21 protein-coding genes are annotated in these 24,089 nt (G+C 54.7%); 17 read left to right on the top strand and 4 right to left on the bottom strand.

Annotation, left to right across the window (positions count from 1 at the left end):
- Positions 1 to 20: 20 nt before the first annotated feature.
- Genes ACN0UH_RS05885 through ACN0UH_RS05875 form a run of 3 tightly spaced genes read right to left on the bottom strand, consistent with a single transcriptional unit; the run spans position 21 to position 2,388 of the window.
- Positions 21 to 941, bottom strand: coding sequence for a biotin-dependent carboxyltransferase family protein (locus ACN0UH_RS05885; protein ID WP_417661186.1), 921 nt, complete (start codon positions 939 to 941; stop codon positions 21 to 23).
- Positions 938 to 1,642, bottom strand: coding sequence for a 5-oxoprolinase subunit PxpB (gene pxpB, locus ACN0UH_RS05880; protein ID WP_417661185.1), 705 nt, complete (start codon positions 1,640 to 1,642; stop codon positions 938 to 940). Before pxpB ends, ACN0UH_RS05885 begins: the two co-directional genes overlap by 4 nt.
- Positions 1,639 to 2,388: a 5-oxoprolinase subunit PxpA gene (locus ACN0UH_RS05875; protein WP_417661184.1), complete on the bottom strand. Its 750-nt coding sequence runs from the start codon at positions 2,386 to 2,388 to the stop codon at positions 1,639 to 1,641. The genes pxpB and ACN0UH_RS05875 overlap by 4 nt, the downstream gene beginning before the upstream one ends.
- Before the next feature lie 215 nt (positions 2,389 to 2,603).
- Between ACN0UH_RS05875 and ACN0UH_RS05870 the strand changes: the two genes are divergently transcribed.
- The 3 genes from ACN0UH_RS05870 (at position 2,604) to ACN0UH_RS05860 (ending at position 5,892) form a co-directional block, all read left to right on the top strand.
- On the top strand, positions 2,604 to 3,131 hold the full coding sequence (locus tag ACN0UH_RS05870) for a winged helix DNA-binding protein (RefSeq protein WP_087516124.1): 528 nt from the start codon (positions 2,604 to 2,606) through the stop codon (positions 3,129 to 3,131).
- Positions 3,132 to 3,175: 44 nt separating this feature from the next.
- Complete coding sequence (gene recJ / locus ACN0UH_RS05865) at positions 3,176 to 4,891, top strand: single-stranded-DNA-specific exonuclease RecJ (RefSeq protein WP_417661183.1); 1,716 nt, start codon at positions 3,176 to 3,178, stop codon at positions 4,889 to 4,891.
- 242 nt (positions 4,892 to 5,133) lie between these two features.
- Positions 5,134 to 5,892, top strand: coding sequence for a tellurite resistance TerB family protein (locus tag ACN0UH_RS05860; protein ID WP_417661182.1), 759 nt, complete (start codon positions 5,134 to 5,136; stop codon positions 5,890 to 5,892).
- Positions 5,893 to 5,958: 66 nt separating this feature from the next.
- On the opposite strand, the gene ACN0UH_RS05855 is transcribed toward ACN0UH_RS05860, so the two are convergent.
- On the bottom strand, positions 5,959 to 6,540 hold the full coding sequence (locus ACN0UH_RS05855; RefSeq protein ID WP_417661181.1) for a carboxymuconolactone decarboxylase family protein: 582 nt from the start codon (positions 6,538 to 6,540) through the stop codon (positions 5,959 to 5,961).
- A gap of 217 nt (positions 6,541 to 6,757) precedes the next feature.
- Here ACN0UH_RS05855 and ACN0UH_RS05850 point away from each other — a divergent pair, with 217 nt between their 5' ends.
- From ACN0UH_RS05850 to ACN0UH_RS05785, 14 genes are all read left to right on the top strand, one after another.
- Entirely contained in the window at positions 6,758 to 7,531 is a 774-nt protein-coding gene (locus tag ACN0UH_RS05850; protein ID WP_417661180.1) for a tellurite resistance TerB family protein, read from the top strand.
- A 162-nt stretch (positions 7,532 to 7,693) separates the two neighbouring features.
- Positions 7,694 to 9,370 (top strand): GMC family oxidoreductase, encoded by a 1,677-nt coding sequence (locus ACN0UH_RS05845; protein ID WP_417661179.1) that lies wholly within the window; start codon positions 7,694 to 7,696, stop codon positions 9,368 to 9,370.
- A gap of 136 nt (positions 9,371 to 9,506) precedes the next feature.
- Positions 9,507 to 11,147 carry a methyl-accepting chemotaxis protein gene (locus ACN0UH_RS05840; protein WP_417661178.1) on the top strand — a complete coding sequence of 547 codons (1,641 nt, stop codon included), beginning with the start codon at positions 9,507 to 9,509 and terminating at the stop codon, positions 11,145 to 11,147.
- 6 nt (positions 11,148 to 11,153) lie between these two features.
- A complete protein-coding gene (locus ACN0UH_RS05835) occupies positions 11,154 to 11,672 on the top strand; it encodes a chemotaxis protein CheW (RefSeq protein WP_417661177.1) in 519 nt (172 codons plus the stop codon).
- Positions 11,665 to 12,948: a CheR family methyltransferase gene (locus ACN0UH_RS05830; protein WP_417661176.1), complete on the top strand. Its 1,284-nt coding sequence runs from the start codon at positions 11,665 to 11,667 to the stop codon at positions 12,946 to 12,948. The genes ACN0UH_RS05835 and ACN0UH_RS05830 overlap by 8 nt, the downstream gene beginning before the upstream one ends.
- Positions 12,941 to 13,627, top strand: a complete 687-nt coding sequence (locus tag ACN0UH_RS05825; protein ID WP_417661175.1) for a chemotaxis protein CheW — start codon at positions 12,941 to 12,943, stop codon at positions 13,625 to 13,627. Before ACN0UH_RS05830 ends, ACN0UH_RS05825 begins: the two co-directional genes overlap by 8 nt.
- Positions 13,624 to 15,918: a hybrid sensor histidine kinase/response regulator gene (locus tag ACN0UH_RS05820; RefSeq protein ID WP_417661174.1), complete on the top strand. Its 2,295-nt coding sequence runs from the start codon at positions 13,624 to 13,626 to the stop codon at positions 15,916 to 15,918. Before ACN0UH_RS05825 ends, ACN0UH_RS05820 begins: the two co-directional genes overlap by 4 nt.
- Entirely contained in the window at positions 15,915 to 16,919 is a 1,005-nt protein-coding gene (locus tag ACN0UH_RS05815; protein WP_417661173.1) for a chemotaxis response regulator protein-glutamate methylesterase, read from the top strand. Before ACN0UH_RS05820 ends, ACN0UH_RS05815 begins: the two co-directional genes overlap by 4 nt.
- 59 nt (positions 16,920 to 16,978) lie before the next feature.
- A complete protein-coding gene (locus ACN0UH_RS05810) occupies positions 16,979 to 17,992 on the top strand; it encodes a diguanylate cyclase (RefSeq protein ID WP_417661172.1) in 1,014 nt (337 codons plus the stop codon).
- 90 nt (positions 17,993 to 18,082) lie between these two features.
- A protein-coding gene (prfB, locus tag ACN0UH_RS05805) for a peptide chain release factor 2 (protein ID WP_417661171.1) occupies positions 18,083 to 19,178 on the top strand; the annotation gives its coding sequence in 2 pieces (ribosomal slippage) (positions 18,083 to 18,154 and positions 18,156 to 19,178; 1,095 coding nt in all).
- 169 nt (positions 19,179 to 19,347) lie between these two features.
- Positions 19,348 to 20,847 (top strand): lysine--tRNA ligase, encoded by a 1,500-nt coding sequence (gene lysS / locus ACN0UH_RS05800; RefSeq protein WP_417661170.1) that lies wholly within the window; start codon positions 19,348 to 19,350, stop codon positions 20,845 to 20,847.
- A gap of 256 nt (positions 20,848 to 21,103) precedes the next feature.
- Positions 21,104 to 21,805: a TetR/AcrR family transcriptional regulator gene (locus ACN0UH_RS05795; protein WP_417661169.1), complete on the top strand. Its 702-nt coding sequence runs from the start codon at positions 21,104 to 21,106 to the stop codon at positions 21,803 to 21,805.
- A gap of 92 nt (positions 21,806 to 21,897) precedes the next feature.
- Positions 21,898 to 22,449, top strand: a complete 552-nt coding sequence (locus ACN0UH_RS05790; RefSeq protein ID WP_417661168.1) for a hypothetical protein — start codon at positions 21,898 to 21,900, stop codon at positions 22,447 to 22,449.
- A 30-nt stretch (positions 22,450 to 22,479) separates the two neighbouring features.
- A complete protein-coding gene (locus ACN0UH_RS05785; protein WP_417661167.1) occupies positions 22,480 to 23,775 on the top strand; it encodes a flavohemoglobin expression-modulating QEGLA motif protein in 1,296 nt (431 codons plus the stop codon).
- The last annotated feature ends 314 nt before the right edge of the window (positions 23,776 to 24,089 follow it).

The following is a 24,089-nucleotide window of genomic DNA, read 5'->3' as shown; positions in this document are numbered from 1 at the left end:
GGTCGAATCTCCGCAAACCGTTAAACCCACTGAGTGAGTAGCTGTTTGTGTAGGCGTTGAGCTGTTTCCAGCGCGATGGGTTTGAGCTGCAACTCGGTGCCCGGTAAGCACTGAGCCAGCTGAGCGACTGCGGAGGGCGTCAGCGCACCAATACGTGGATAACCACCAATGGTTTGTCGGTCGTTGAGCAGCACAATCGGCTGACCATCGCTAGGCACTTGAATGGCGCCAAGTGGCACACCTTCAGACACCATCTGCTGGCGCTCACAGCGCAATGCCGGGCCGAGCAAACGGATGCCCATGCGATCTGCGCGCTGATCAACCTTCCAATTGCTGTTGAATGCATCGAACAAGCTTTGGCCGCTGAAATCAGCAATCTGCGCACCCAAAACCACCGGCAGGATGATGCTTGCTGGACGTTGCGGCGTTTGTTGCGTGCTCAACTGCCGTGGCGTGGGGATAGCTTTGGGGTTGTGCCATTGCAGGCGATCATTGGCTTGCAGCGACTGGCCATCACCGTGCAAGCCACCGAGCTGGTCGCGCTTTACACTCGAGCAACTGCCCAGTACTTGCGGGGCGACAAAGCCACCAGGTGCCGCAATATAAGCGCGTACACCATCGACTGGGGTTTGAAAGCGCAGGCGCTGACCCCGGCGCACGGTGAAACTGCACCAAGGTGCAAGCGGTTGCCCATCAAGCTGGGCGCCAAGGTCTGCGCCACACAGAGCAAGGCACGTATCGGCTTCAGCAAGCAATTCAAGGTTGCCGAGAGTTATCTCAATCACGGCGGCGTTGAGTGGATTCCCAAGCAGCCAGTTGGCCCAGTTTTGCGCGATCCAATCAGCGCCACCGCCTTGGGTTACACCAAGGTGACGCACGCCAACACGACCGCTGTCTTGCAGGTTGGCGAGGGCGCCACTGCGCTCAATCAACAGGCTCATGATTTAGCCTCAAACGGTGTGTCATCGCCGCCCAGCTTGATAAATTCGGAATGGTCAATTGGGATAAAGCGGACGCGGTCACCGGGCTGCAGCAAGCTGTAGCCATCCAGTTCACGGTCAAATAAGCGAGCAGGACTGCGCCCGATCAAGTTCCAGCCGCCCGGCGATTGCAGCGGATAAATCGCGGTTTGCCGATCAGCAATGCCCAGGCTGCCTGCCGGAACTTGCTGGCGCGGAGTGCTCAAGCGCGGGCTGGCGAGCACTTCATCGACAAGGCCCATAAAGGCATAGCCGGGCGCAAAGCCCAAGGCGAATACCTGATAAACGTGTTCGCTGTGCAGTTTGATGACACCCGCATCACCGAGCCCGGTGCGTTCGCCGATGGTTTGCAGTTCAGGGCCGACGCTCCGCTGGTACCACACGGGAATTTGTTGTTCGCGTCCGGCTTTGCTGGCTTGCGGTTGCAAGTCAGTCAACGCCTGCTGAATCAGTACACGTGCCTGGCGGTCGTCAATTTGCTTCAGGTCATATTGCAACAACACGGTGGTGTAGGAGGGGACTAGCTCAAGCAGCGCGCCAGCGAACGTCTCGCGCAGGCGCTCTGTTGCAGCGAGCAGCCACGGCATGTTGTCTTCGGCAATTTCGTCGAACAGGCGCAGCATCAAGCTGTCGATGGCGACGACTTCAATGCGCAACTTCATGCAGGAAGCGCCTTCAAGGCTGCGCGGATTTTTTCTACCGCGGCGACCGAGCCTGCGTTATCACCATGCACACAAAGGGTGTCGGCGCGCAGTTGCAAAGCGCTGCCATCTTCGGCAATCAACGCAGTGCCAGTGGCGAGGTCAGTAGCTTGTTTGATGATGGTTTCAGCTTGGTGATGAACCGAACCCGGTTTGGCGCGAGAGACCAGCATGCCAGCGGCGTCATAGGCGCGGTCGGCAAATACTTCGAACCACAGCTTGATCCCGATTTCATCTGCAAGACGCTGGCTGGCGCTGTTGTCGCGGGTCGACATCAGCATCAATGGCAGCTCAGGATTGTAACGGGCAACAGCCTGCATGACTGCGCGTAGCGAGTCCGGGTTGCGCATCATGTCGTTGTACATAGCGCCGTGCGGCTTGACGTAGCTGACTTGCGTTCCTTCCGCGCGGCAAATGCCTTCGAGTGCGCCAATTTGGTAGAGCAGCATGTCTTCAATTTCCTGCGGGCTGCAGGCCATCGAGCGACGTCCAAAACCGACCAGGTCGGGATAAGCCGGGTGCGCACCGATACGCACCTGATGGGCCACCGCAAGCGCCACGGTACGGCGCATGATGCTGGGGTCTGAGGCGTGAAAACCACAGGCAATATTGGCACAATCGATAAATGACATGACCTCGGCATCGAGGCCCATGCGCCATGCGCCAAAGCTTTCACCGATATCGCAATTGAGCAGTAAACGACTCATTGAAATCCCCTGTTTATTATTGGCGTTCAGAATGTGAACTAGAATTTCTTTGACAAAACGATGATATTTTATCGATAAAACGTCAACGTATTTTTCATAAGAATCTTCTGATCAACCGTCTGCCGGACAAACGGCTTTGTTGTATGCTTGCCTGCAGCCACCCGCTAAAGCAGCAAAAAAATTTCAAGAAACCCAGGCTTAACCACGGACTTCAGATGACCGACGGCAACTCTTCACGGACCCCGCGCAGCTCTATTGTGGCCTCCAGTCACCTTGCGGAGCAGTCGCAAGAGCTTTCGCAGATGGAGTTCGGCATGATCATCGCGGGCAATGCATTTATGCGCTGGATGGAGCGCTGCATGAAGGCCGCAGGTGGCGTTGAAATGAATGCACTCGATGTTATGGTGCTGCACAACCTGGTAAGTCGTGGGCGGGCCAAGCGCCAAGCAGACATCTGCCTACTGTTAAATATAGAAGACACCCACACAGTTACCTACGCCTTGAAAAAACTCAGCAAACTGGGGTTTGTCGTGGGTGAAAAACAAGGTAAGGAAATGTTCTATCAAGCCACTGAAAAGGGGCTTGAACTCTGTGCTGAGTACACCGAGATTCGTCAAGAGTGTCTGATCTCAGCCTTTGAGAATCTCAATATTAACCCTGAGGAAATCCATCGCCTCGCGGGTATGCTACGGGCGATGTCCGGGCTTTATGACCAAGCCGCACGCGCTGCAACCTCTCTGTAAACTGTACAAGTGTTTCGTTGTGCAGCCATCGTGGATACTGATTAATGCGTATTGAACCTCGCCCACTGCCAGACATCTTGCCTGATCTGGGCAGCCTGCCACCTTTGCTGACGCGCCTTTATGCCGCGCGCGGTGTGCAAACAATCGCTGAGTTGGATAAAGGCTTGGCGCGGCTGATTCCCTACCAGCAACTCAAAGGTATCGATGCGGCGGTTGACTTGTTAGTGACTGGCCTTGAACAGCGCCAACGCATGTTGATTGTTGGTGATTTCGACGCCGATGGCGCCACGGCCAGTACTGTTGGCGTGCTGGGCTTGCGGATGCTGGGTGCTACCCACGTCGATTACCTGGTGCCCAACCGCTTTGAATATGGCTACGGCCTGACTCCGGAAATCGTTGCTGTGGCGCTTGAGCGCGAACCGCAATTGCTAATCACCGTTGATAATGGCATCTCCAGCGTTGACGGCGTGACAGCGGCTAAAGCGGCAGGGCTGACTGTATTAATCACTGACCATCACTTGCCGGGCCCAGAATTACCGGCGGCGGATGCGATCGTTAACCCCAACCAACCGGGCTGTGAATTTCCGAGTAAAGCCTTGGCCGGTGTTGGCGTGATGTTTTATGTGCTGCTGGCGCTGCGTGCGCGCTTGCGAGCTATTGGCTGGTTCACTGAGCAATCCATTCAAGAGCCGAATCTGGCTGAGCTGTTGGATTTGGTCGCGCTGGGAAGTGTGGCTGACGTGGTACCACTGGATGCCAATAACCGCATCCTGGTACACCAAGGTTTAGCCCGAATTCGAGCCGGTCGTGCGCGTCCCGGTTTGCGCGCCGTGCTTGAGGTTGCAGGGCGCCAACATGGACGGATTACCTCTACCGATCTGGGCTTTATTCTTGGGCCGCGCTTAAATGCTGCAGGGCGTCTGGATGATATGAGCCTCGGTATCGAGTGCCTGCTGTGTGAAGACGAAGCACTGGCCCGCGACATGGCGGTTGAGCTTGATCAACTTAATCAGGATCGCAAAAGCATCGAACAGGGCATGCAGCGTGAAGCCCTGGCGCAACTCAAGGATTTGCCGGTTGAAGACATGCCCTTTGGTTTGTGCCTATACGAGCCAGACTGGCATCAGGGTGTAATTGGAATTCTCGCCTCGCGTCTGAAAGAGCGTTATCACCGGCCAACCATTGCCTTCGCCGACGCTGGCGATGGTGCGTTAAAAGGCTCGGCGCGCTCAGTGCCGGGCTTTCATATTCGCGATGCGTTGGACGCCGTAGCAGCCAGGCATCCGGGGTTGATCAGCAAGTTTGGTGGCCATGCGATGGCGGCGGGCTTGTCTTTGCCTGCGGCTAATTTTCCGGCCTTTGCCGAGGCATTTGATGGCGAAGTGCGACGTCAGTTGGTCGAAGATGACCTCACCGGACGCCTGTTTTCGGACGGCACCCTGTCGCTGGCGGAATACAATCTCGAACTGGCGCGTGCGCTGCGCAACGCTGGGCCTTGGGGGCAGCATTTCCCTGAGCCACTTTTTCATGGTGCGTTCCAGCTTGTGCAGCAGCGTTTGGTGGGTGAAAAACACCTGAAAATGGTTTTGAAAACTGAATGTGGCGGACAAACCCTGGATGCCATCGCATTCAATATCGACCGCGACCAGTGGCCGAATCCGACCGTGCGTTGGGTCGAGCTGGCCTACAAGCTCGATGTGAATGAGTACCGTGGCAATGAGACGGTGCAACTGTTGGTGGCTCATCTGGCAGCCCGCTAAAGCCTCACTGCGGCCAAAATGGGGCGTAGGGTGCGGCAACGCGCTGCTTGCCCACCAAAGTTCAGCAAATAGCGCGAATATTTACCGCTGCAATGGTGGATGAAAAGTATCGCTCGCCTGTCTGTTCACAACACGCTCAGCAATATTTCGATGCATTCTGTTTGTAGGCTCTGCGCAACTGATGCGCTTAAATCCGGTCAACTTATCTAGACCTAAGATTTATAACGTGCGCGGAGAGTGCAATGAACACACGTGGACTGCTCGATCAATTACTCAAGTCGGGCCAAGACCTGATGCAACAAAAGTCATCAGGCCAGCAGAGCGCCAATAACCAGGGCTCGAACTCAAGCGGTGGCTTGGGCGATGTTTTGGGTAGCGTTTTGGGCAAGTCCGGCGGCTCATCCGGCGGTTTGGGCAGCTTGCTCTCTGGTGCCGGTGGCGGTGCGTTGGCAGCAGGTGCGATGGGACTGTTGCTGGGCAATAAAAAAGCCCGCAAGTTTGGTGGTAAAGCACTCACATATGGCGGTTTGGCTGCACTGGGTGTTATCGCTTACAAAGCCTATGGCAACTGGCAATCCCAGCAGGCGGGCAATGTTCGGCAGGAGCCGCAAACGATCGACCGTTTGCCCGCGCCAGAAGCGGAAATTCACAGCCAGGGCATTCTCAAAGCGTTAGTGGCAGCAGCCAAGGCTGATGGCCATGTTGATGCCCGCGAGCGGCAGTTGATTGAGGGTGAGTTAAGCAAGCTGGCTGATGATCAAACCTTGCAGCGCTGGCTTGAAGCAGAGTTGAATAAGCCACTGGATCCGGCCGATGTCGCACGCGCTGCAACTACGCCAGAGATGGCGGCGGAGATGTATATCGCTAGTGTGCTGATGGTCGATGAAGAGCACTTTATGGAGCGCGCCTATCTTGAAGAGTTGGCGCGCCAGCTCAAGCTTGAGCCCGCGTTGAAACAAGAGCTTGAAGCGCAGGTGAGAGCTGAACTTACTCAGGCTTGAATAACGTTCCGGCCTGGCGCGCCTCTTCTGCCTGACCAAGCTGGCAGGAGAGGGCGCGGCTAAAGTCTATTTGCTCGGGGCCGTCTTGCTTGCTCCATCCTTCACGTAGGATGTTTTACCTTGGGCGAGGAAGATGCGTGACCAGACGCTCATCAAAATCGCACTGTTGGTCATTTCTTCTTTCTCGGTTGCGCTGTAGCCGACCGCATCGAGTTGTGCATATGCCGCTGGCATGGCTGCGTGGTCAACTTTGGCCAATGCTTCGGCATAAGCCAGCGCGGCGCGTTCTTTATCGCTAAACAATTCACTGCTGCGCCAAGTGGCGATGGAATTGACCTTGGCGGGAGCGATTCCTGTCTCAAGTGCATCGTTGGTGTGGAACACGACGCAATAATTGCAGTTGTCTACCTGGCTGACGCGCAGCCGTACCATTTCTGCGATTTGCGGTGCCAGCTTCAATGATTTGTTGAACGAGCCGTAGTCCTTGGCCCATTGCGTGGGCAGCTTCAGATAGCCGGACTCGTTGCTCGACAGGCGGGTGGTCTTGAAGGCGATGTCGTCAAAGCTTTGGTGGACGATATCGGCAGCGTTGGCGGTGCCTATAGCTCCGGCCAAAATGCAGGCGGCTAGCGTAATTGTCTTGCGCATCATCTTTTACAGTTCCTTTGCTTGATTAATCCGTATGGCGCGTGCGCGCTGATTTCCGTGGTGGCGCGCTGGCCATGATACGCATAGCTAGCAGCAACTACCAAACCAAGCGCTGTCAGCTACCTGCCGATGCAAGGCACATGCACTGGTGTAGAGCGTGCGGCTGGTCTATGGTTTATTTCCCGGAATCGAGTGTATCAACGCAATGGAGGCATCAATGAACACTAGCGGTTTACTTGAACAGTTATTACGCGCTGGGCTGTCTGGGCAGGGAGGCTCCAGAGGCGGCGCAGGCGGTATGGCAGGGGGGCTTGGCGGTGCGTTGGGCGGCGCGCTTGGCGGCATGCTGGGCGGCTCGGGCAACACCCGCTCGGGTGCAGGTGGTCTCGGCGGCTTAGGTGGTTTGCTGGGTGGTCTACTGGGCGCCGGGGGGCAGAGCCCGCAAGCAGGCCAACCCCGCAGCAGTGCGAACAATAGCGGCGGTATTGGCATGAGCGGTTTGGCCACCCTCGGCATGCTGGCTTATCAAGCCTATAGCGCCTGGCAAAAAACTCAGGCCCAGAATGCGCAGGCTCCCGCGACACGCTCTGCGGCCATGGCGATGCCGCAAACCGTCGATATGCTGGCTGGTCCCGAGGTTGAAGAACACAGCCATGCGATATTGCGTGCACTGATTGCTGCATCCAAGGCCGACGGGCGAGTGGATGAGCAAGAGAAAAAACTTATCTACGCAGAGATAGCAAAGCTGACCTCCGACCCCGAGTTGCAAGACTGGTTGGATCGGGAAGTACGCAGTCCACTGGATGCCGCTGCGGTTGCCCAGGCGGCCAATAGCCCGGAAATGGCGGCTGAAATGTACCTTGCCAGTGCCATGCTGATTGGTCGGCAAGAAGGTGGTGAGCGTGAGTACCTCAATCAACTGGCCGCCCAACTGCAGCTGGAACCTGGCTTGCAGGCCCAGCTTGAAGCGCACGCACGGCCTCAGGGCTGATCGACTGCTGTACCTTCATGACAAGCTTCGCTAGCCGCGCTCTGCGATTGGCGAAGCTTTCACCGATGCACGGGGCAATCCGACCAATAGATGATTCCTGCCAGCCGCTTTAAGCGGCTAGGCTGACTCCTGAGCATATAAAAATTACAAAGCGAGGCGTCAATGCAGCAACTTCTCGAGAGCTATGACTATTTGATCGTCGGCGCTGGACCGGCGGGTTGCTTGCTGGCTAATCGCTTGTCTGCCGATTCCAGTGTACAAGTGGCGCTGCTTGAGGCGGGAGGGCGTGATAACTATCCGTGGATCCATATTCCGGTGGGTTACCTTTATTGCATTGGCAACCCGCGTACGGACTGGTGTTACGACACCGTCGTCGAGGCAGGGCTCAATGGCCGCTCGCTGAAGTATCCGCGTGGTCGGGTGCTCGGTGGTAGTTCCTCAATCAACGGCATGATTTATATGCGTGGCCAGCGTCAGGACTACGATGGCTGGGCGGCTGCGGGTAATCAAGGCTGGGCCTGGAACGATGTATTGCCGGTGTTCAAGCGCAGCGAAAATCACTACGCAGGCGACAGCGAGTTGCATGGCGGTCAGGGTGAGTGGCGGGTCGAACAGCAGCGCTTGAAGTGGGATGTGCTGGAGTCGTTCAGGCAGGCCGCAGCACAAACTGGGATCGCCAGCATCGAAGATTTCAACGGTGGTGATAACGAAGGCTGCAGCTACTTTCAGGTTAACCAGCGACGCGGCGTGCGTTGGAATGCTTCAAAAGCATTTTTGCGTGGGGTCGAGCAGCGTGCAAATCTGCATGTTGTGACTGACGCTGATGTTCAGCGGGTAATCCTGGCTGATGGCCGTGCCCAAGGTGTTCAGGTGCAACGTCACGGACGTGAGCAGACGGTTAAGGCGCGTCGAGAAGTTATTTTGTGTGCCGGGGCGATTGGTTCTCCTACGTTGTTGCAACGTTCCGGTATTGGGCCCCGGCCGTTACTGGAGCGTCTGGGCATCGCGGTACAGCATGAACTTGCAGGCGTTGGTGAGAATCTGCAGGATCACCTGCAGTTGCGCCTTATTTATAAGGTAAGCGGGGTCAAAACCCTCAATCAAATAGCCTCGAAACTGACTGGGAAAATGGCCATGGGCATTGAGTATTTGCTCAAGCGCAGCGGTCCGCTTGCTATGGCGCCAAGCCAGTTAGGTGCTTTTGCCCGCTCGAGTGCCGAACAAAACCGCGCGAACTTGCAGTATCACGTGCAACCCTTGTCACTTGAGCGCTTTGGTGAGCCGTTGCATGCTTTTCCGGCGTTTACCGCTTCAGTGTGTAATCTGCGCCCGTTTAGCCGCGGCAAGGTTGAAATTAATTCGCTCGACAGCACAGCAACACCCTTGATTCAGCCTAATTATTTAAGTGATCCGCGTGATTTACAGGTAGCTGCAGATGCTATCCGGCTAACTCGCCAGATTGTTGCTGCGCCGGCATTTGCAGCCTTTAAGCCTGAGGAATACAAGCCTGGTCCGAGTTATCAGAGTGAGCAGGATTTGTACCGTGCGGCAGCAGAGATAGGCACTACCATTTTTCACCCAGTCGGCACCTGCAAGATGGGGCAAGGAGCCGATGCAGTGGTTGATGCACAGTTGCGGGTGTACGGAATTCCGGGTTTGAGAGTCGCCGATGCCTCAATTATGCCGAGCATTATTTCGGGTAATACCTGCTCGCCAGTGTTGATGATCGCGGAAAAAGCAGCACAGATGATCATGCAGAGCCATTCAACAGCTATGGTTAATGGGGCGCTTACTGATTCGCTTGCACAACGTGTTTGTGAGCCGGTAAGCAGCGAGTAACTATGTCCGAAAGTGCAAAGCTGCTTTAGATAAGTCACTTGCAGTCGATAGAGTGAGTCACTAGAGTCGCCGCCATAGCTTTAAGCTATAGGTTGCGAATCTGCGTTGAATTAAGTATTTGAGATCGGGGAAAACTGTGAAGAACTGGACTGTTCGGCTGCGTATTGTTGCGAGTTTTGCGGTTGTCATAGCCATTCTGCTGTCACTTGCAGTCTATACATACGCAGGTTTGCTGAGTATCGACGAAGAGGTAGAGTCAGTTCAGGACGATGCTGTCCCCGGTCTGTACCAGATTTCCAGAATTCGTAGTGTCTGGGTCGAGCATATGCTTACGACTCAGCAGCGGTTGCTTGTCGCATCTGCTGGTGAGCTTGGCTCTGAGTTGACGGGGCAGGGCGAATTCGCCAAGAGTTATGAAGCCAATGAACAGCAGCTCGACCAAGAAATTACGCAGTATAAAAAGACGGTGTTCGATAGCGATGACCGTGAGCTGTTAGCGGGCTTTGAGCGAGACCGTGCTGAATACCTGAAGCTCCATGCGCAATTTAAGGCACTGGTCAGTCAAGGCGAACTTGACCAGGCCTCGGCTTTGATAAGAGGTCCGCTTGCCAGTAAATGGCAGGAGGGGCAAAGCCAGCTTCACCAGCTCGTCGATTTAAACCGTCGCAACGCCCAAATAGCAGCTGAAGACATATTGTCTTCGGTGCATGCACTTGAGGTCAGTATCCTGATTGCCGTGTTACTGGCGGTCTTGATTGCCTGTATTTGTGGTTTCTTGCTGCTGCGCGCCATTACCACCCCAATTAGAGCCATTGTGAGGACGTTGCGGGTAATGGGTGAGGGCGATTTGGCGGTGCGCCTCAACTTGCAGCGCAACGATGAATTCAATGCAATTGAGCTTGGTTTCAATGAGATGAGTGAGGCGCTGAAGTCTCTGGTGACTCAGGCGCAGCGCTCAGCTGTACAGATGACTACTGCAGTAACCGAGATTGCAGCGACGTCCAAGCAACAGCAAGCTACCGTCACTGAAACCGCTGCGACTACCACCGAGATAGGCGCAACCTCACGCGAGATTACTGCGACCGCACGCGATCTGGTACGCACCATGGATGAGGTTTCCGGCACCGCCGAGCAAACTTCAGTACTGGCAGGCTCCGGCAAGCTTGGCCTGACTCGCATGGAAGACACCATGCATCAGGTCATGGGCGCTGCTGATCTGGTCAATACCAAGCTGGCGATCCTCAATGAAAAGGCGGGCAATATTAATCATGTGGTCACCACCATTGTTAAGTTTGCTGACCAGACCAACTTGTTGTCCCTGAACGCTGCGATCGAGGCTGAAAAGGCCGGTGAATATGGTCGTGGTTTTGCGGTTGTAGCCACCGAAGTACGCCGCCTTGCAGACCAGACTGCAGTGGCGACTTACGACATTGAACAAATGGTCCGAGAAATTCAGTCTGCAGTGTCTGCCGGGGTGATGGGCATGGACAAGTTCTCGGAAGAGGTGCGTCGCGGCATCGCAGAAGTTGGCCAAATGGGTGAACAACTGTCGCAAATTATCCATCAGGTTCAAGCGCTGGCCCCACGCGTGCAGATGGTCAATGAGGGCATGCAAGCGCAGGCAACGGGGGCCGAGCAGATCAACCAGGCGTTGGTTCAATTGGGTGAGGCCAGCGGCCAGACAGTTGAATCGCTGCGTCAGACAGGATCGGCAATTGATGAGTTAAATCAGGTGGCTGGCAGCCTGCGTTCCGGCGTTAGCCGTTTCAAGGTTTAAGTTTCCATGAGCCTGCGAGCCAATTATCAGCACGCTCGCCGCCAGCAAGGTGAGTTGTACTTGCTGTTCTCACTCGGTGACGACCGCTATGCGCTTGATGTCCACTCCATCAGCGCTGTCTTGCCCTTGCAGCAGTTCAAGCAAATACCCGATGCACCAAACTGGGTTTCGGGGTTGTTTGTATTTCGCGGCGAGCCACTGCCGGTGATTGATCTTTGCCATTTAGCCCTTTCCATACCCGCCCAAAAGCGCGCGAGTACCCGTTTGGTCGTGGTCAAGTATTTATCGGCGGGCGGCCAACCGGTGCAGCTCGGCTTAATCCTTGAGCAAGCAACTGATACCCAGCGCTTGCTGGGCGATGGCTTCAGGCCTAATCCACTACAAAATCCGCTGACACCTTATTTGGGTATGGTTCAACAAACCCCGCAGGGTATGGTTCAGCGCATCAGCGTTGAGCAACTGTTGACTGATGAGGTGCGAGCGTTGCTGCTGCGTAACGCAGTGGATGATTGTGCTCATGGATGATCGTTTCGAGCAGTTACTCAAGCGCAAGATTGGCCTGGATGTTGAGTCTGTTGGTCAGATGGTGCTTGAGCGCGCTATACGTCAGCGTATCAAGGCTACCGATAGCGCCGATGAAGAGGCTTACTGGCAGCAGTTGCACCTATCCCCGGAAGAACAACTTGCCCTGGTTGAGGCGGTTGTGGTGCCTGAAACCTGGTTTTTCCGTTACCCGGAATCATTTAGTCAGTTAGTCAAATTGGCGCAAGCGCGGTTAACCGAGCTGAAGCATTCACGGCCGTTACGAATCATCAGTTTGCCATGCTCGACGGGTGAAGAGCCCTATTCGATTGTCATGGCTTTGCTGGATGGCGGTTTGGCGCCGCAGTCATTTGAAGTGGATGCACTGGATGTAAGTGAGCGGGTTATTCGACTGGCCAGTGAAGGGCTATATGGGCGCAATTCATTTCGTGGCGACTCTCTGAGCTTTCGTGATCGTCATTTCAGTGTTGAGGGCGATCATTATCTGCTTGCTCAATCTGTGCGTGAGAAAGTGAGCTTGCAGTGCAGCAACCTGTTCGCCAGCAACTTGCACAGCACGCGACAGCCTTATGATTTTGTGTTTTGTCGCAATTTGCTGATCTATTTCGACCGGCCCACGCAGTTACAGGCCTTGCAGGCGTTAAAGCGCTTACTGGCGCCAGGTGGTGCGATGTTCACCGGGCCAGCTGAGACCGGCTTGTTCAGTCAGAACGGTATGCAGGCATTGGCGGCGCCGTTGAGTTTTGTGTTCAAAGTCGCCGAGACCCGCCAGCCAGTATCGAAGCCAAGCCCGGACTTGAGCTTTCATGCTCAACCCCGTCCACCACAACCCTTTGCAAAGCCGATCATGGCTCAGCCGCGGCGATCTGAGCCTAAGGCCCATAAACCGGCGTTGGCTTCGTTGCGACCGAGTGAAGAACATACTGCAGTAGCCAAAACCGATGCTGGCGCGCAAAAGTTAAATGCAATTAAGGCATTGGCCAACAGTGGGCGCACCGCTGAAGCGTTAGCGGCTTGTCACGCATTACTGGCAGAGCAGGGAGCCAGTGCCGAGCTGTTTTATTGGCTTGGGCTACTCAGTGATACCGCTGGCGATAGCGATGCCGCGCAGAATTTTTACCGCAAAGCGCTCTATCTTGAACCTGCACATATTGAGGCGTTATCGCATCTGGCGATGTTGCTGGAAGCCCGAGGCGATCAGGCTGGCGCCCGTCGGCTGCGACAACGTGCGAGCCGTGGAGTAAATAACAGTGGTTGATAGTTCGCACATCTTTGCGGGTGATGAGACCTTGCCGGTACTTGACGATTGCTGGAAACACATTGGCGTGTACGGCGATAAAAGTTGCTCGCGTCTGAATGAACATGTGCACTGCCGCAACTGTGAAGTCTACGCACAGGCGGCAATCAGTCTGCTTGATCGTTACGGTGCGCAGTTGCTGGATCACGACGACACTGCGGCGCAGGTTGAAGAAGATCTCGGGGAACGCCGTTCAACTCTGATTTTTCGTCTTGGCGAGCAATGGTTTGGCCTCGCGACTACTGGCTTGGTCTCGGTGGTTGGACAAACGTCTATTCACTCATTACCCCATCAGCGTTCACCGAATTTACTGGGAGTCACCAATGTCAACGGTGCGCTGGTTGCCTGTATTTCTCTGCAGGACCTGCTTGCTCTGGAACCCGCGGTAATTGCCAGTACCGAGCGCAGAGTGGTGCCACGTATGCTAATTCTCGGAAGCACCAATGGTGTTTTTGTTGTACCGGTTGATGAGGTTGAAGGTATCCATTTGCTTGCTCTGCGTGATATCAGAGAACCGGCTCGTGGTGCGGGTCAGGCTGCTGGTCAATACGCCAGTGGCGTTGTTCGGTGGCATCAGCGCAGCATTACCTTGCTAGACGAGCAGTTACTGGCGCAGGCGATGATCAGGAGCCTGGCATGACTCCGGATCAAATGCGTGATGCATCGCTGCTTGAGTTGTTCCGCCTGGAAGCCGAAGAGCAGACCAAAGTGCTCAATGCAGGCTTGTTGGTGCTCGAACGTGACCCAATTGATGCTGGGCAGCTTGAGGCCTGTATGCGTGCGGCCCATTCGCTAAAAGGGGCTGCACGCATTGTTGGGCTTGATGAGGGGGTCAGTGTTGCCCACGTCATGGAAGATTTGCTGGTGGCTGGCCAATCAGGTTTGTTGCGCCTGCAGCCTGACCATATCGACGCATTATTACAGGGTTCTGATGCGCTGTTGCGTATTGGTCAGGCTGGGCTGAGCAGCGAACAGCAGGCGCAGCTCTCCGCGCAAGTTACCAGTCTTGTTGCACGCTTGCAGGCATTGTTCGACGCGGCTGTGCCGTCTCTTGCGCAAGCTTCGCAGCCCGTGACGCCCAAGCCCTTGCCCCCCGTAATTGAACCCGAGGTGCAGGATGCTCATGAATTGTCGGGCGCGGAGCTGGCTCAAGACGCCAGCCATGAGCCAGCGACTGATGCGCGCGGACGAGTGCTACGCGTGTCTGCCGAACGTCTTGATCATCTTTTGGATATGTCGGGCAAGTCGCTGGTTGAATTTCAGCGGATCAAGCCGCTGAGTGAATCCTTGACTCGCCTCAAGCGCCTGCATGCAACGACCAAGCGCGCACTTGACTCTTTGCGTGAAGCAACCTTGGCGTCGTCCCTGGATGTGCAAGCTCAGGCATTGCTGGGTGAAAGTCGGGGCTTGCTCAGTGAATGCCAGCAGATGTTACTGCAGCATATGGAAGCCTTCGATGAGTTTGCCTGGCAAGGAGAGCAACGTACGCAAGCACTCTATGATGCGGCGCTGACCTCGCGCATGCGCCCGTTTGCCGATGTGTTGTCGGGGCAGGCGCGGCTAGTGCGTGACCTTGGACGCTCGCTTGGTAAACAGGTACGCCTGGACATTGAAGGGGACAGCACGCAGGTCGATCGCGATGTATTGGAGCGACTTGAGTCACCTCTTACACACTTGCTGCGCAACGCTATCGACCATGGAATTGAAAGCCCTGAGCAGCGGATTAATGCAGGCAAGGCTGCAGAGGGCAAAATCAGCCTTCGTGCTCGTCATCATGCGGGCATGCTGGTGCTGGAGCTTCTTGATGACGGTGGTGGTGTTGATTTAGCTCAGCTGAAACAGAGTATTTGCGCGCGCAAACTATCCACCGCAGAAACCGTTGCGCAACTGAGTGAGGAAGAGCTGCTGGCGTTTTTGTTTCTGCCCGGGTTCAGCATGCGCGACAAGGTCACCGAGGTTTCCGGGCGGGGCGTCGGGCTTGATGCAGTCATGCACGAGATTCGCCAATTACGTGGCAGCGTGCGCATGCAGCAGACTACCGGTCAGGGCAGCGTATTCGTTATTGAGGTGCCGCTAACCCTTTCAGTTGTGCGCAGTCTGGTCGTTGAAATTGGTTCTGAAGCCTATGCGATTCCGCTGGCACATATTGAGCGCATGGTGCGTCTTGGGCAGGAACAGATTGTCCAGCTTGAAGGGCGCCAGCACTTTTGGCATGAAAACCGCCATGTCGGCCTGATCGCAGCGAGTCAGTTGCTGCAAAAAAGCGAAGGGCGTACTGAGCAGGATGGCATTTCTGTGGTGCTGATCAATGATCGTGAAATGCTCTATGGATTGACTGTCGAGCGCTTTATCGGCGAACGCACTCTGGTGGTCATGCCGCTTGATCCGCGTCTGGGCAAGGTTCGTGATGTGTCGGCGGGGGCTTTGCTCGATGACGGCACGCCGGTATTGATTCTTGATATTGAAGACCTCTGCAGCTCGATCGGGAAGCTGTTGGGCAGCGGTAGCCTGCAGCGTGTCGACAGTCGTGATAAGCAGGCTGGAGGGCGTGCCCGTAAGCGTGTTCTGGTGGTAGATGACTCGCTCACCGTGCGCGAGCTTGAGCGTAAGTTGTTGCTCAGTCGCGGCTATGAAGTGTCGGTGGCCGTAGATGGAATGGACGGCTGGAACGCACTACGGGCCGAGTCCTTTGATCTGCTGATTACCGATATCGACATGCCACGTATGGACGGTATCGAACTTGTCAGTCTGGTGCGGCGTGACAGTCGCATGCAGTCATTGCCAGTGATGGTGGTTTCCTACAAGGACCGTGAAGAAGACCGCCAGCGCGGCCTTGATGCCGGTGCTGATTATTATTTGGCCAAGGCCAGCTTCCATGACGAAGCATTACTTGATGCTGTTCAGGTTCTGATTGGGGATGCGCAGGAATGAAGATCGGGATTGTCAATGATATGCCGCTGGCGATTGAGGTGTTGCGGCTCGTCATCAGTCAAGAGCCGGCGCACCAGATTATATGGACCGCAAATGATGGTGTTGAGGCGCTGCGCCAGTGCAAGGCGCAAAGGCCAGATGTGGTGTTGATGGATATGTTGATGCCACGCATGAATGGTGTTGAGGCAACCCGGCAAATAATGGCTGAGTGTCCCTGCGCTATTTTGATCGTGACCTCGGATATCGAACGCAACATGAATCAGATCTTCGAGGCTATGGGGCATGGCGCGCTGGATGTGGTCAACACACCGTCATTGGTTGATCCGCAAGCTGTAGGTGCGACGGCATTGCTGCGTAAATTGCACAATATTGGCTGGATGATTGGTCAGCACGGCGCCAAATCAGTGGCTGCGCCAGCCCAGACTGAAACCACACGCCAGCGGGAACGAATCGTTGCAATAGGTGCCTCGGCAGGCGGACCCGCTTCGCTGGTTAGCTTGCTGAAACAGTTGCCCGCGGACTTTAGCGCTGCGGTTGTGCTGGTGCAGCATGTGGACGAAGTATTTGCCATGAGTATGGCGCAGTGGTTAGCCAGTGAATCAAAGCTGCCAGTACGTTTAGCTCAACCTGATGAGCGGCCGCAGTCGGGTGAGATACTGCTGGCGGGCACTAATAATCACCTGTATATGCAAAGCAATGGACGCCTGAGCTATCGCAAAGAGCCTGCTGAGCAAATATATCGACCGTCGATTGATGTGTTTTTTGACAGCCTGGTACGTAATTGGCAGGGCGATGCTGTAGGTGTATTGCTCACAGGTATGGGACGCGATGGCGCGCAGGGCTTGAAGCATATGCGTGAGCGCGGTTTCTTGACCATTGCCCAGGATCAGGCGAGTTGTGCTGTTTATGGTATGCCCAAAGCCGCCGCAGCTATTGATGCGGCGGTAAAGATTTTGCCGCTCGATCAAATTGCCCCCACATTGATTAACTATTATGCATAACAGTTCGGCTGCTGGTGGAGTAGATAAATGCACATTGCAATGAGTAGTCTGGAGAGTGTATGCACGATTCCAAGCAAATAGATGCGCAAGGCTTTGCTGCTGCGGCCAACGCAGTCATGATCTTGTTGGTTGATGATCAGGCTATGATTGGCGAAGCGGTTCGGCGTGCATTGGCGGGAGAGGAGGGCATCGACTTCCATTTTTGCTCAGACCCTCATAAAGCAGTCGAGGTTGCTCAGCAGATCAAGCCAACCGTGATTCTGCAAGATCTGGTCATGCCTGGCATCGATGGTTTGAACTTGCTGTGCGCGTATCGCGCCGAACCTGCCTTGCAAGATATCCCGATTATCGTGCTCTCCACCAAAGAGGACCCTCAAGTCAAGAGTGCTGCATTTGCCAATGGGGCCAATGACTATCTGGTGAAGTTGCCCGATAGCATTGAGCTGATCGCACGTATTCGCTATCACTCACGCTCCTATATCGCCCTGCAACAGCGTGACGAGGCATTTCGTGCTTTGCGGGAAAGCCAGCAGCAGCTTTTGGAAGCGAATCTGGTGTTGCAACGCATGATGAAGTCCGACGGTTTGACCGGTCTGGCCAATCGCCGGCATTTTGATGAATACCTTGAAATTGAGTGGACTCGTGCACTTCGTGAACACAGCCAGTTATCGCTGATTATGATAGATGTCGACTATTTCAAGGTTTATAACGACCAGTTTGGCCATGTTGCCGGAGATGATGTGTTGCGCCGTGTTGGCGCGGCGTTGGCCGACTCATGCTCGCGCTCCTCGGATTTGGCCGCGCGATACGGCGGAGAGGAATTCGCCATGATACTGCCAGGGACCTCGCCCGGTGGCGCCCGCTTGCAGGCCGAAAAAATCCGCAGGGCTGTTGAGGCGCTGGACATACCCCATTGCCGGCCTGAAACCGGATCGCCAGTTACGGTCAGCATCGGCGTGGCGACTGTGATACCTGTCGCAGGCGGCAGTTCACTGGCGTTGGTCGAAAAGGCCGACAACGGTTTGTATATGGCTAAAGGTAACGGCCGGAATCAGATCGGCGTAGAGCAATAACGCCCTACAAACTCTGGGCTGTCGATGGCGGGCTACAGCAGGTATAATCGTCGGCTTTTCGAACGTTTTACCTGTGAGTGCCCGCCAGCTATGGAAATCAACCCGATCGTTAACAGCATTAAGGACCTCTCCGAGCGCACCCTGACAATTCGGGGGTATCTTTGACTACGATCAAAAGCATGATCGTTTAGTCGAAGTAAACCGTGAGCTTGAAGACCCGAATGTCTGGAATGACCCCGAGTATGCCCAGAATTTGGGGCGCGAACGCGCATCCCTTGCATTAATAGTCGAGACCCTGGACGACCTTCATACCGGCTTGGCAGATTGTGCCGATTTGCTTGAAATGGCCGCTGAAGAAGACGACCAGAGCGCTGTTGATGATGTAGCCGCTGAAATTGAGCGTCTGCGTGACATTCTTGAGAAACTTGAATTTCGCCGCATGTTCAGCGGTGAAATGGACCCTAATAACGCCTATTTGGATATTCAGGCCGGCTCCGGCGGCACTGAGGCTCAGGATTGGGCCAACATGCTGTTGCGCATGTACCTACGCTGGGCTGATAAACGCGGCTTTGATGCGACCATTATGGAGCTGTCGGCTGGTGAAGTCGCCGGTATCAAGGGTGCCACGGTCCATATCAAGGGCGAATACGCATTTGGTTGGCTGCGCACCGAGATCGGCGTTCATCGCTTGGTGCGCAAGAGCCCGTTCGACTCGGGCAACCGTCGTCACACATCGTTTACCGCCGTATTTGTCTCGCCTGAAATCGATGACAACATTGAAATCGAGATCAATCCGGCTGACTTGCGTATTGATACCTACCGCTCCTCGGGTGCCGGTGGTCAGCACGTAAACACCACTGATTCAGCGGTGCGTATCACCCACGTGCCGACCAATACCGTAGTGAGCTGCCAGAACGAACGTTCTCAGCACGCCAACAAAGACACCGCCATGAAAATGTTGCGGGCCAAGTTGTACGAGCAAGAAATTCAAAAGCGTAACGCTGCATCGCAAGAGCTTGAGGACTCCAAGTCGGACATCGGCTGGGGCCACCAGATACGCTCTTATGTGCTCGATCAGTCGCGAATCAAGGATTTGCGCACCAATATCGAGAACAGCAACTGCGACGCAGTGCTCGATGGCGACCTCGACGGTTTTATCGAGGCCAGCCTCAAGCAAGGACTGTAAAACAGCTTCGTCCGCGCAGCTGTGCAACACAACGCAATGTAGGTTGAACCCAGCTAAGCTGGGGCAACGAGCGGCGCTGCATTTGCGTAGGATCCCGGCTAACCAGGCCGGATGTTGAGCATCGCTGCGCTCAGCAACACCCTACGAATACAGGAACAGACGGAAGACCATGAGCGACGAACAACTCGACCAGCACGATCTGCAACAGGAAGAAAACAAGCTGATTGCCCAGCGCAAGGAAAAGCTTGCCGCCGTGCGTGAGCAGGGTATTGCCTTCCCAAATGATTTCCGCCGAGACAGCTATTGCGCGGACTTGCAGAAACAGTACGTCGATAAGACCAAGGAAGAGCTGGCTGAAGCCGCGATTCCAGTCAAGGTTGCCGGTCGTATCATGCTCAACCGTGGCTCCTTTATGGTGCTGCAAGACATGACTGGGCGCATTCAGGTCTACGTCAACCGTAAAACCCTGCCTGAAGAAACCCTGGCAGCGGTCAAAACCTGGGATTTGGGTGACATCATCGCTGCTGAAGGCACCTTGGCGCGCTCGGGCAAAGGCGACTTGTACGTTGAAATGACCAGCGTGCGCCTGCTGACCAAATCTCTGCGTCCACTGCCAGACAAGCACCACGGGCTGACTGACACCGAGCAGCGCTATCGCCAGCGTTACGTTGACTTGATTGTTAACGAAGAGGTTCGTCAGGATTTCCGCGTGCGCTCCCAGGTGATCAGCCATATTCGTAAGTTCCTCGCTGAACGTGACTTCCTGGAAGTTGAAACCCCGATGCTGCAGACCATTCCAGGCGGCGCTGCGGCCAAGCCGTTTGAGACGCACCACAACGCCTTGGACATGCCAATGTTCCTGCGTATCGCGCCTGAGCTGTATCTCAAGCGTCTGGTTGTCGGTGGCTTTGAGCGGGTCTTCGAGATCAACCGTAACTTCCGTAACGAGGGCGTTTCGACTCGTCACAACCCTGAATTCACCATGCTTGAGTTCTACCAGGCTTACGCCGACTATGAAGACAACATGGATCTCACCGAAGAGCTGTTCCGTGAGTTGGCGCAGTTGGTTCTGGGTACAACTGATGTGCCGTACCAAGGCAAAGTCTTCCACTTTGGCGAGCCATTTGTACGCTTATCGGTATTCGACTCGATTCTCAAGTACACCGATGTGACGGCTGAACAGTTGCGCGACATCGACGCTGCCCGTGAAATCGCCAAGAAAGCTGGCGCCAAGGTGCTGGGTTTTGAAGGTCTGGGCAAGTTGCAGGTAATGATTTTCGAAGAACTGGTCGAACCAAAACTGGAACAGCCGCATTTCATTACCCAATACCCGTTTGAAGTTTCGCCATTGGCACGACGCAATGATCAGGATCCAAGTGTCACTGACCGTTTTGAGCTGTTCATTGGTGGCCGCGAGATTGCCAACGCTTACTCCGAACTTAATGATGCTGAAGATCAAGCCGAGCGCTTTATGGCACAGGTTGCGGATAAGGATGCCGGTGACGATGAAGCCATGCATTACGATGCTGACTTTGTTCGGGCACTGGAATACGGCATGCCGCCGACTGCAGGTGAAGGTATCGGTATTGACCGTTTGGTCATGCTGCTGACCGATGCGCCTTCAATCAGGGATGTAATCCTGTTTCCACATATGCGACCGCAAGCGTAGGATGTTGGCAAAAGCCGCCTTCGGGCGGTTTTTTGTTTCTGCTTCAATGTGCCGCAAAGCGGCATCTGTCGGTCTATTGCATGAACTTCAATAATTGGCCGTTCCGCACAGAATGATTCTGTGCGGTGCTGTGTGATTTTTCGGGCAGTATGATAGTCAACACAGAGAGCAGGCCGTCGTCTGTTTGCCGGTAAAACCTAAAAGTCTAGGGAAGATAAAAATCCGTTTATAAGTATGTGTCAGAGGTCTGCCAGCCGTGAAACAAGTAAGTGATAGCCCCGCGGTCATTGCTGTAACCGACAATATTCAGTATCAAGGCCGTAAAGCCAGTCGTGCCGGAAGTGAGAAGCGCCGTCAGGCAATTCTTGAGGCCGCTCTGCGCATTATTGTGCGAGAGGGCGTGCGTGCAGTACGTCATAGAGCTGTGGCTGCCGAGGCACAGGTTCCGCTGTCCGCGACCACCTATTACTTCAAAGACATTAACGACCTCATCAGTGACACCTTCACGCTCTTCGTCGAACGTTGCGCCGCTAACCAGAATCAGCTTTGGGGCGGCAATGAAGCACTGCTACAGGATCGCGTGAGCAAATTTGATGGTTCACCGGACAGGTTGCGCGCCTTTGCCGATGAGGTTGCGTACATTGCCGTAGCCTTCGTTCGTGACCAACTGGCTAATCGTCGCGATCATTTATTGGCCGAGCAAGCGTTCCGTCACGAAGCGTTGCTTAATCCACGTTTGCATGAACTGGTGCGAGCCCAAGCGCAAATCCTTTTGCAAGGTGCAACACGTTTCTTCGCTATGATCGGCTCAAAGCATCCGGTTGAGGATGCAACACTCTTGACGACTGCAGTCGAGCGCATGGAATATCGAGGTCTGATAGAAGGCGTTGATGCGCTGGACATTGAGGCAATGTTAGCCATTCTTAAGCGGTATCTGTATTTGGTTCTGGATGTCTGAAACCGCCGTAGTCAGCAGGTTACTGGTGGCGCACGGGCAGGCCAGAAGCAACATCGTCGGCACACTGAAACCCGATTCACAAGGAGAGCTGAATGAACGCTTGGCGTGTGCTGGTCGCCTTGTCCTTTTTGTTGTTGAGTGGCTGCTTGGTTACCTTTCAGGATCCGATCCCGGCTAATGAAGCCGCACCTATTCCGCTACTGGGTGAGTGGTCGCGCAAGGATGAATGGGGCGAGTTGCATTACCTTGAAATCAGTCGATCGGGGTCAAATACCTACAAGGCGAGAAGTTTCGAGGGCAGCCCGGATAACCTTGTGGGCGCTGAAGAGTACGGCTTTACCGTCGCGCATCACGGCAGCCGCTGGTATCTGTCGACCGGTTTGCCCAAGCGCCTGGGCGCCAATTTTGTAATCCTTGGTTTTGAGCTGACGCGCAATAATGAGTTGGTGTTGTACAGTCTCGACGTTGAACGCATTCTGCAAGAGCTCGAAGAGGGCATGTGGCAAGGTAAAATGGTTGAGATGCCGATTGGCGAGGGTGTATTGATTACCTCGCCGATGGATAAGGTTTTTGCGTACTTGAATGACCCCGCCAACTCGGACGTGTTTATCGAGATTGCGCGCTATCAGCGCGAGGGTGAATGATTTTGCTGGTCTTGAGGCCGCGAGGGAGACATGAATAGCCATGTAGGTTTGGATGATTATCAATTAGTCGTCCGTGCGTTATCAGACAGGATTGTCGAGGCGCAAACACCCATTCGTGTTTTGGACGGGGTGAAATGGGACGAAAGCGTTCGTAGCGAGTTTCTTAAACACAAAGGAACAAAGCTGCCGAAAGTAGACAGGGCCTATTACGACAGCCGCCCACTGGCGTTTGATGCGACGGCAAAAAAACTCGAATTCCAGAACATTGAACGCGATATCACTCGCCAGCTTGGACAATTCAATCCAGTCGGGCAGATCATGCGGCGCATGTGTCGTGAGTACCGCATGGTTATTCGCATGCTCGAGGCCCGAGGCACCGAAGATTTCGGTTTGATTTCGCAAGACCTCTACGGTGCGGCCTCGGATGCATTCCATGCTGGCGATCCAACCTTGGCTGATCTCGGCGTCATGTTCTCGGGCTTTCTGAACAATATCGACAGCCGTGGTGACTTGAAGGATGAGGTTAAAAGCCTCAATGCCAAGGCCGCGGTTGACCTGCTACAGCACCGCCTGAACAAGGTGTTTGGTGAGCATGAAGATACCATTCGCGTATTTGAATCCGACGGTATCTTGGCTGATGCTGCAGCTGGCGCTGATTACATCAAAATCCGTACCGATGCGATGTTCAACGAGCGCGATGTTAAAGCGCTTGAAGTACATGAAGGGCTGGTACATGTCGCGACAACCTTGAATGGGCAGAATCAGCCAATCTGTACCTTTCTATCCAAAGGGCCACCGTCTTCCACAGTGACTCAGGAAGGCTTGGCAATTCTGATGGAGGTAATCAGTTTCGCCTCATATCCCACCCGTTTGCGCAAGCTGACCAATCGCACCCGCGCCATTCACATGGCCGAGGAGGGTGCCGATTTTCTGCAGGTATTCGACTTTTACCGCGAGCAGGGTTTCGGTGTTGAAGACAGCTACAGCAACGCCAGCCGTGCCTTTCGTGGCTCGACACCCACCGGTTTGCCTTTCACCAAGGACCTCTCGTACCTGAAAGGCTTCATCATGATCTACAACTATATCCAGCTAGCGGTCCGTAAAGGCAAGCTGGAGCAAATCCCTTTGTTGTTCTGCGGCAAAACCACCCTTGAAGACATGCGCACCCTGCGCCAGTTGGTTGATGAAGGTCTGGTGGTACCGCCCAAATACCTGCCACCGCAGTTCAGTGATTTGAACTCGTTGTCGGCGTGGATGTGTTTCTCAAACTTCCTAAACAATCTGAGTCTCGACCGTATAGAAGCCGATTACGCCAACATCCTGTAAAGCGTCCTGTACTTTGGTGATGCTGCGTTGGAATTGCCCCCGAAAATGCTCATTTACCGGAGTAAACTCCGTTTTTCGGGGGCAATGCCGCCTTGCCTGACCTTTGTACAGAACACTTTAATGCTTTGCGGACGGGCTACTGCGCTTGGCGATACTGCGTTGCAGCCCTTCTGAAAACTGCTCATTTACCGGAGTAAACTCCGCTTTTCGGGGGCAATGCCGCCTTGCCTGCGCTCGCTACGCCCTCGATCGGTATTGTTAGTGATAATGAATCAACAGCATCAGTAGTCGCATCAGCGCATAAGTAGCCTCTA

This window comes from Pseudomonas sp. (assembly GCF_048265905.1).
GTDB lineage: Bacteria > Pseudomonadota > Gammaproteobacteria > Pseudomonadales > Pseudomonadaceae > Aquipseudomonas.
This window is presented reverse-complemented; position numbering and strand designations above follow the sequence as displayed.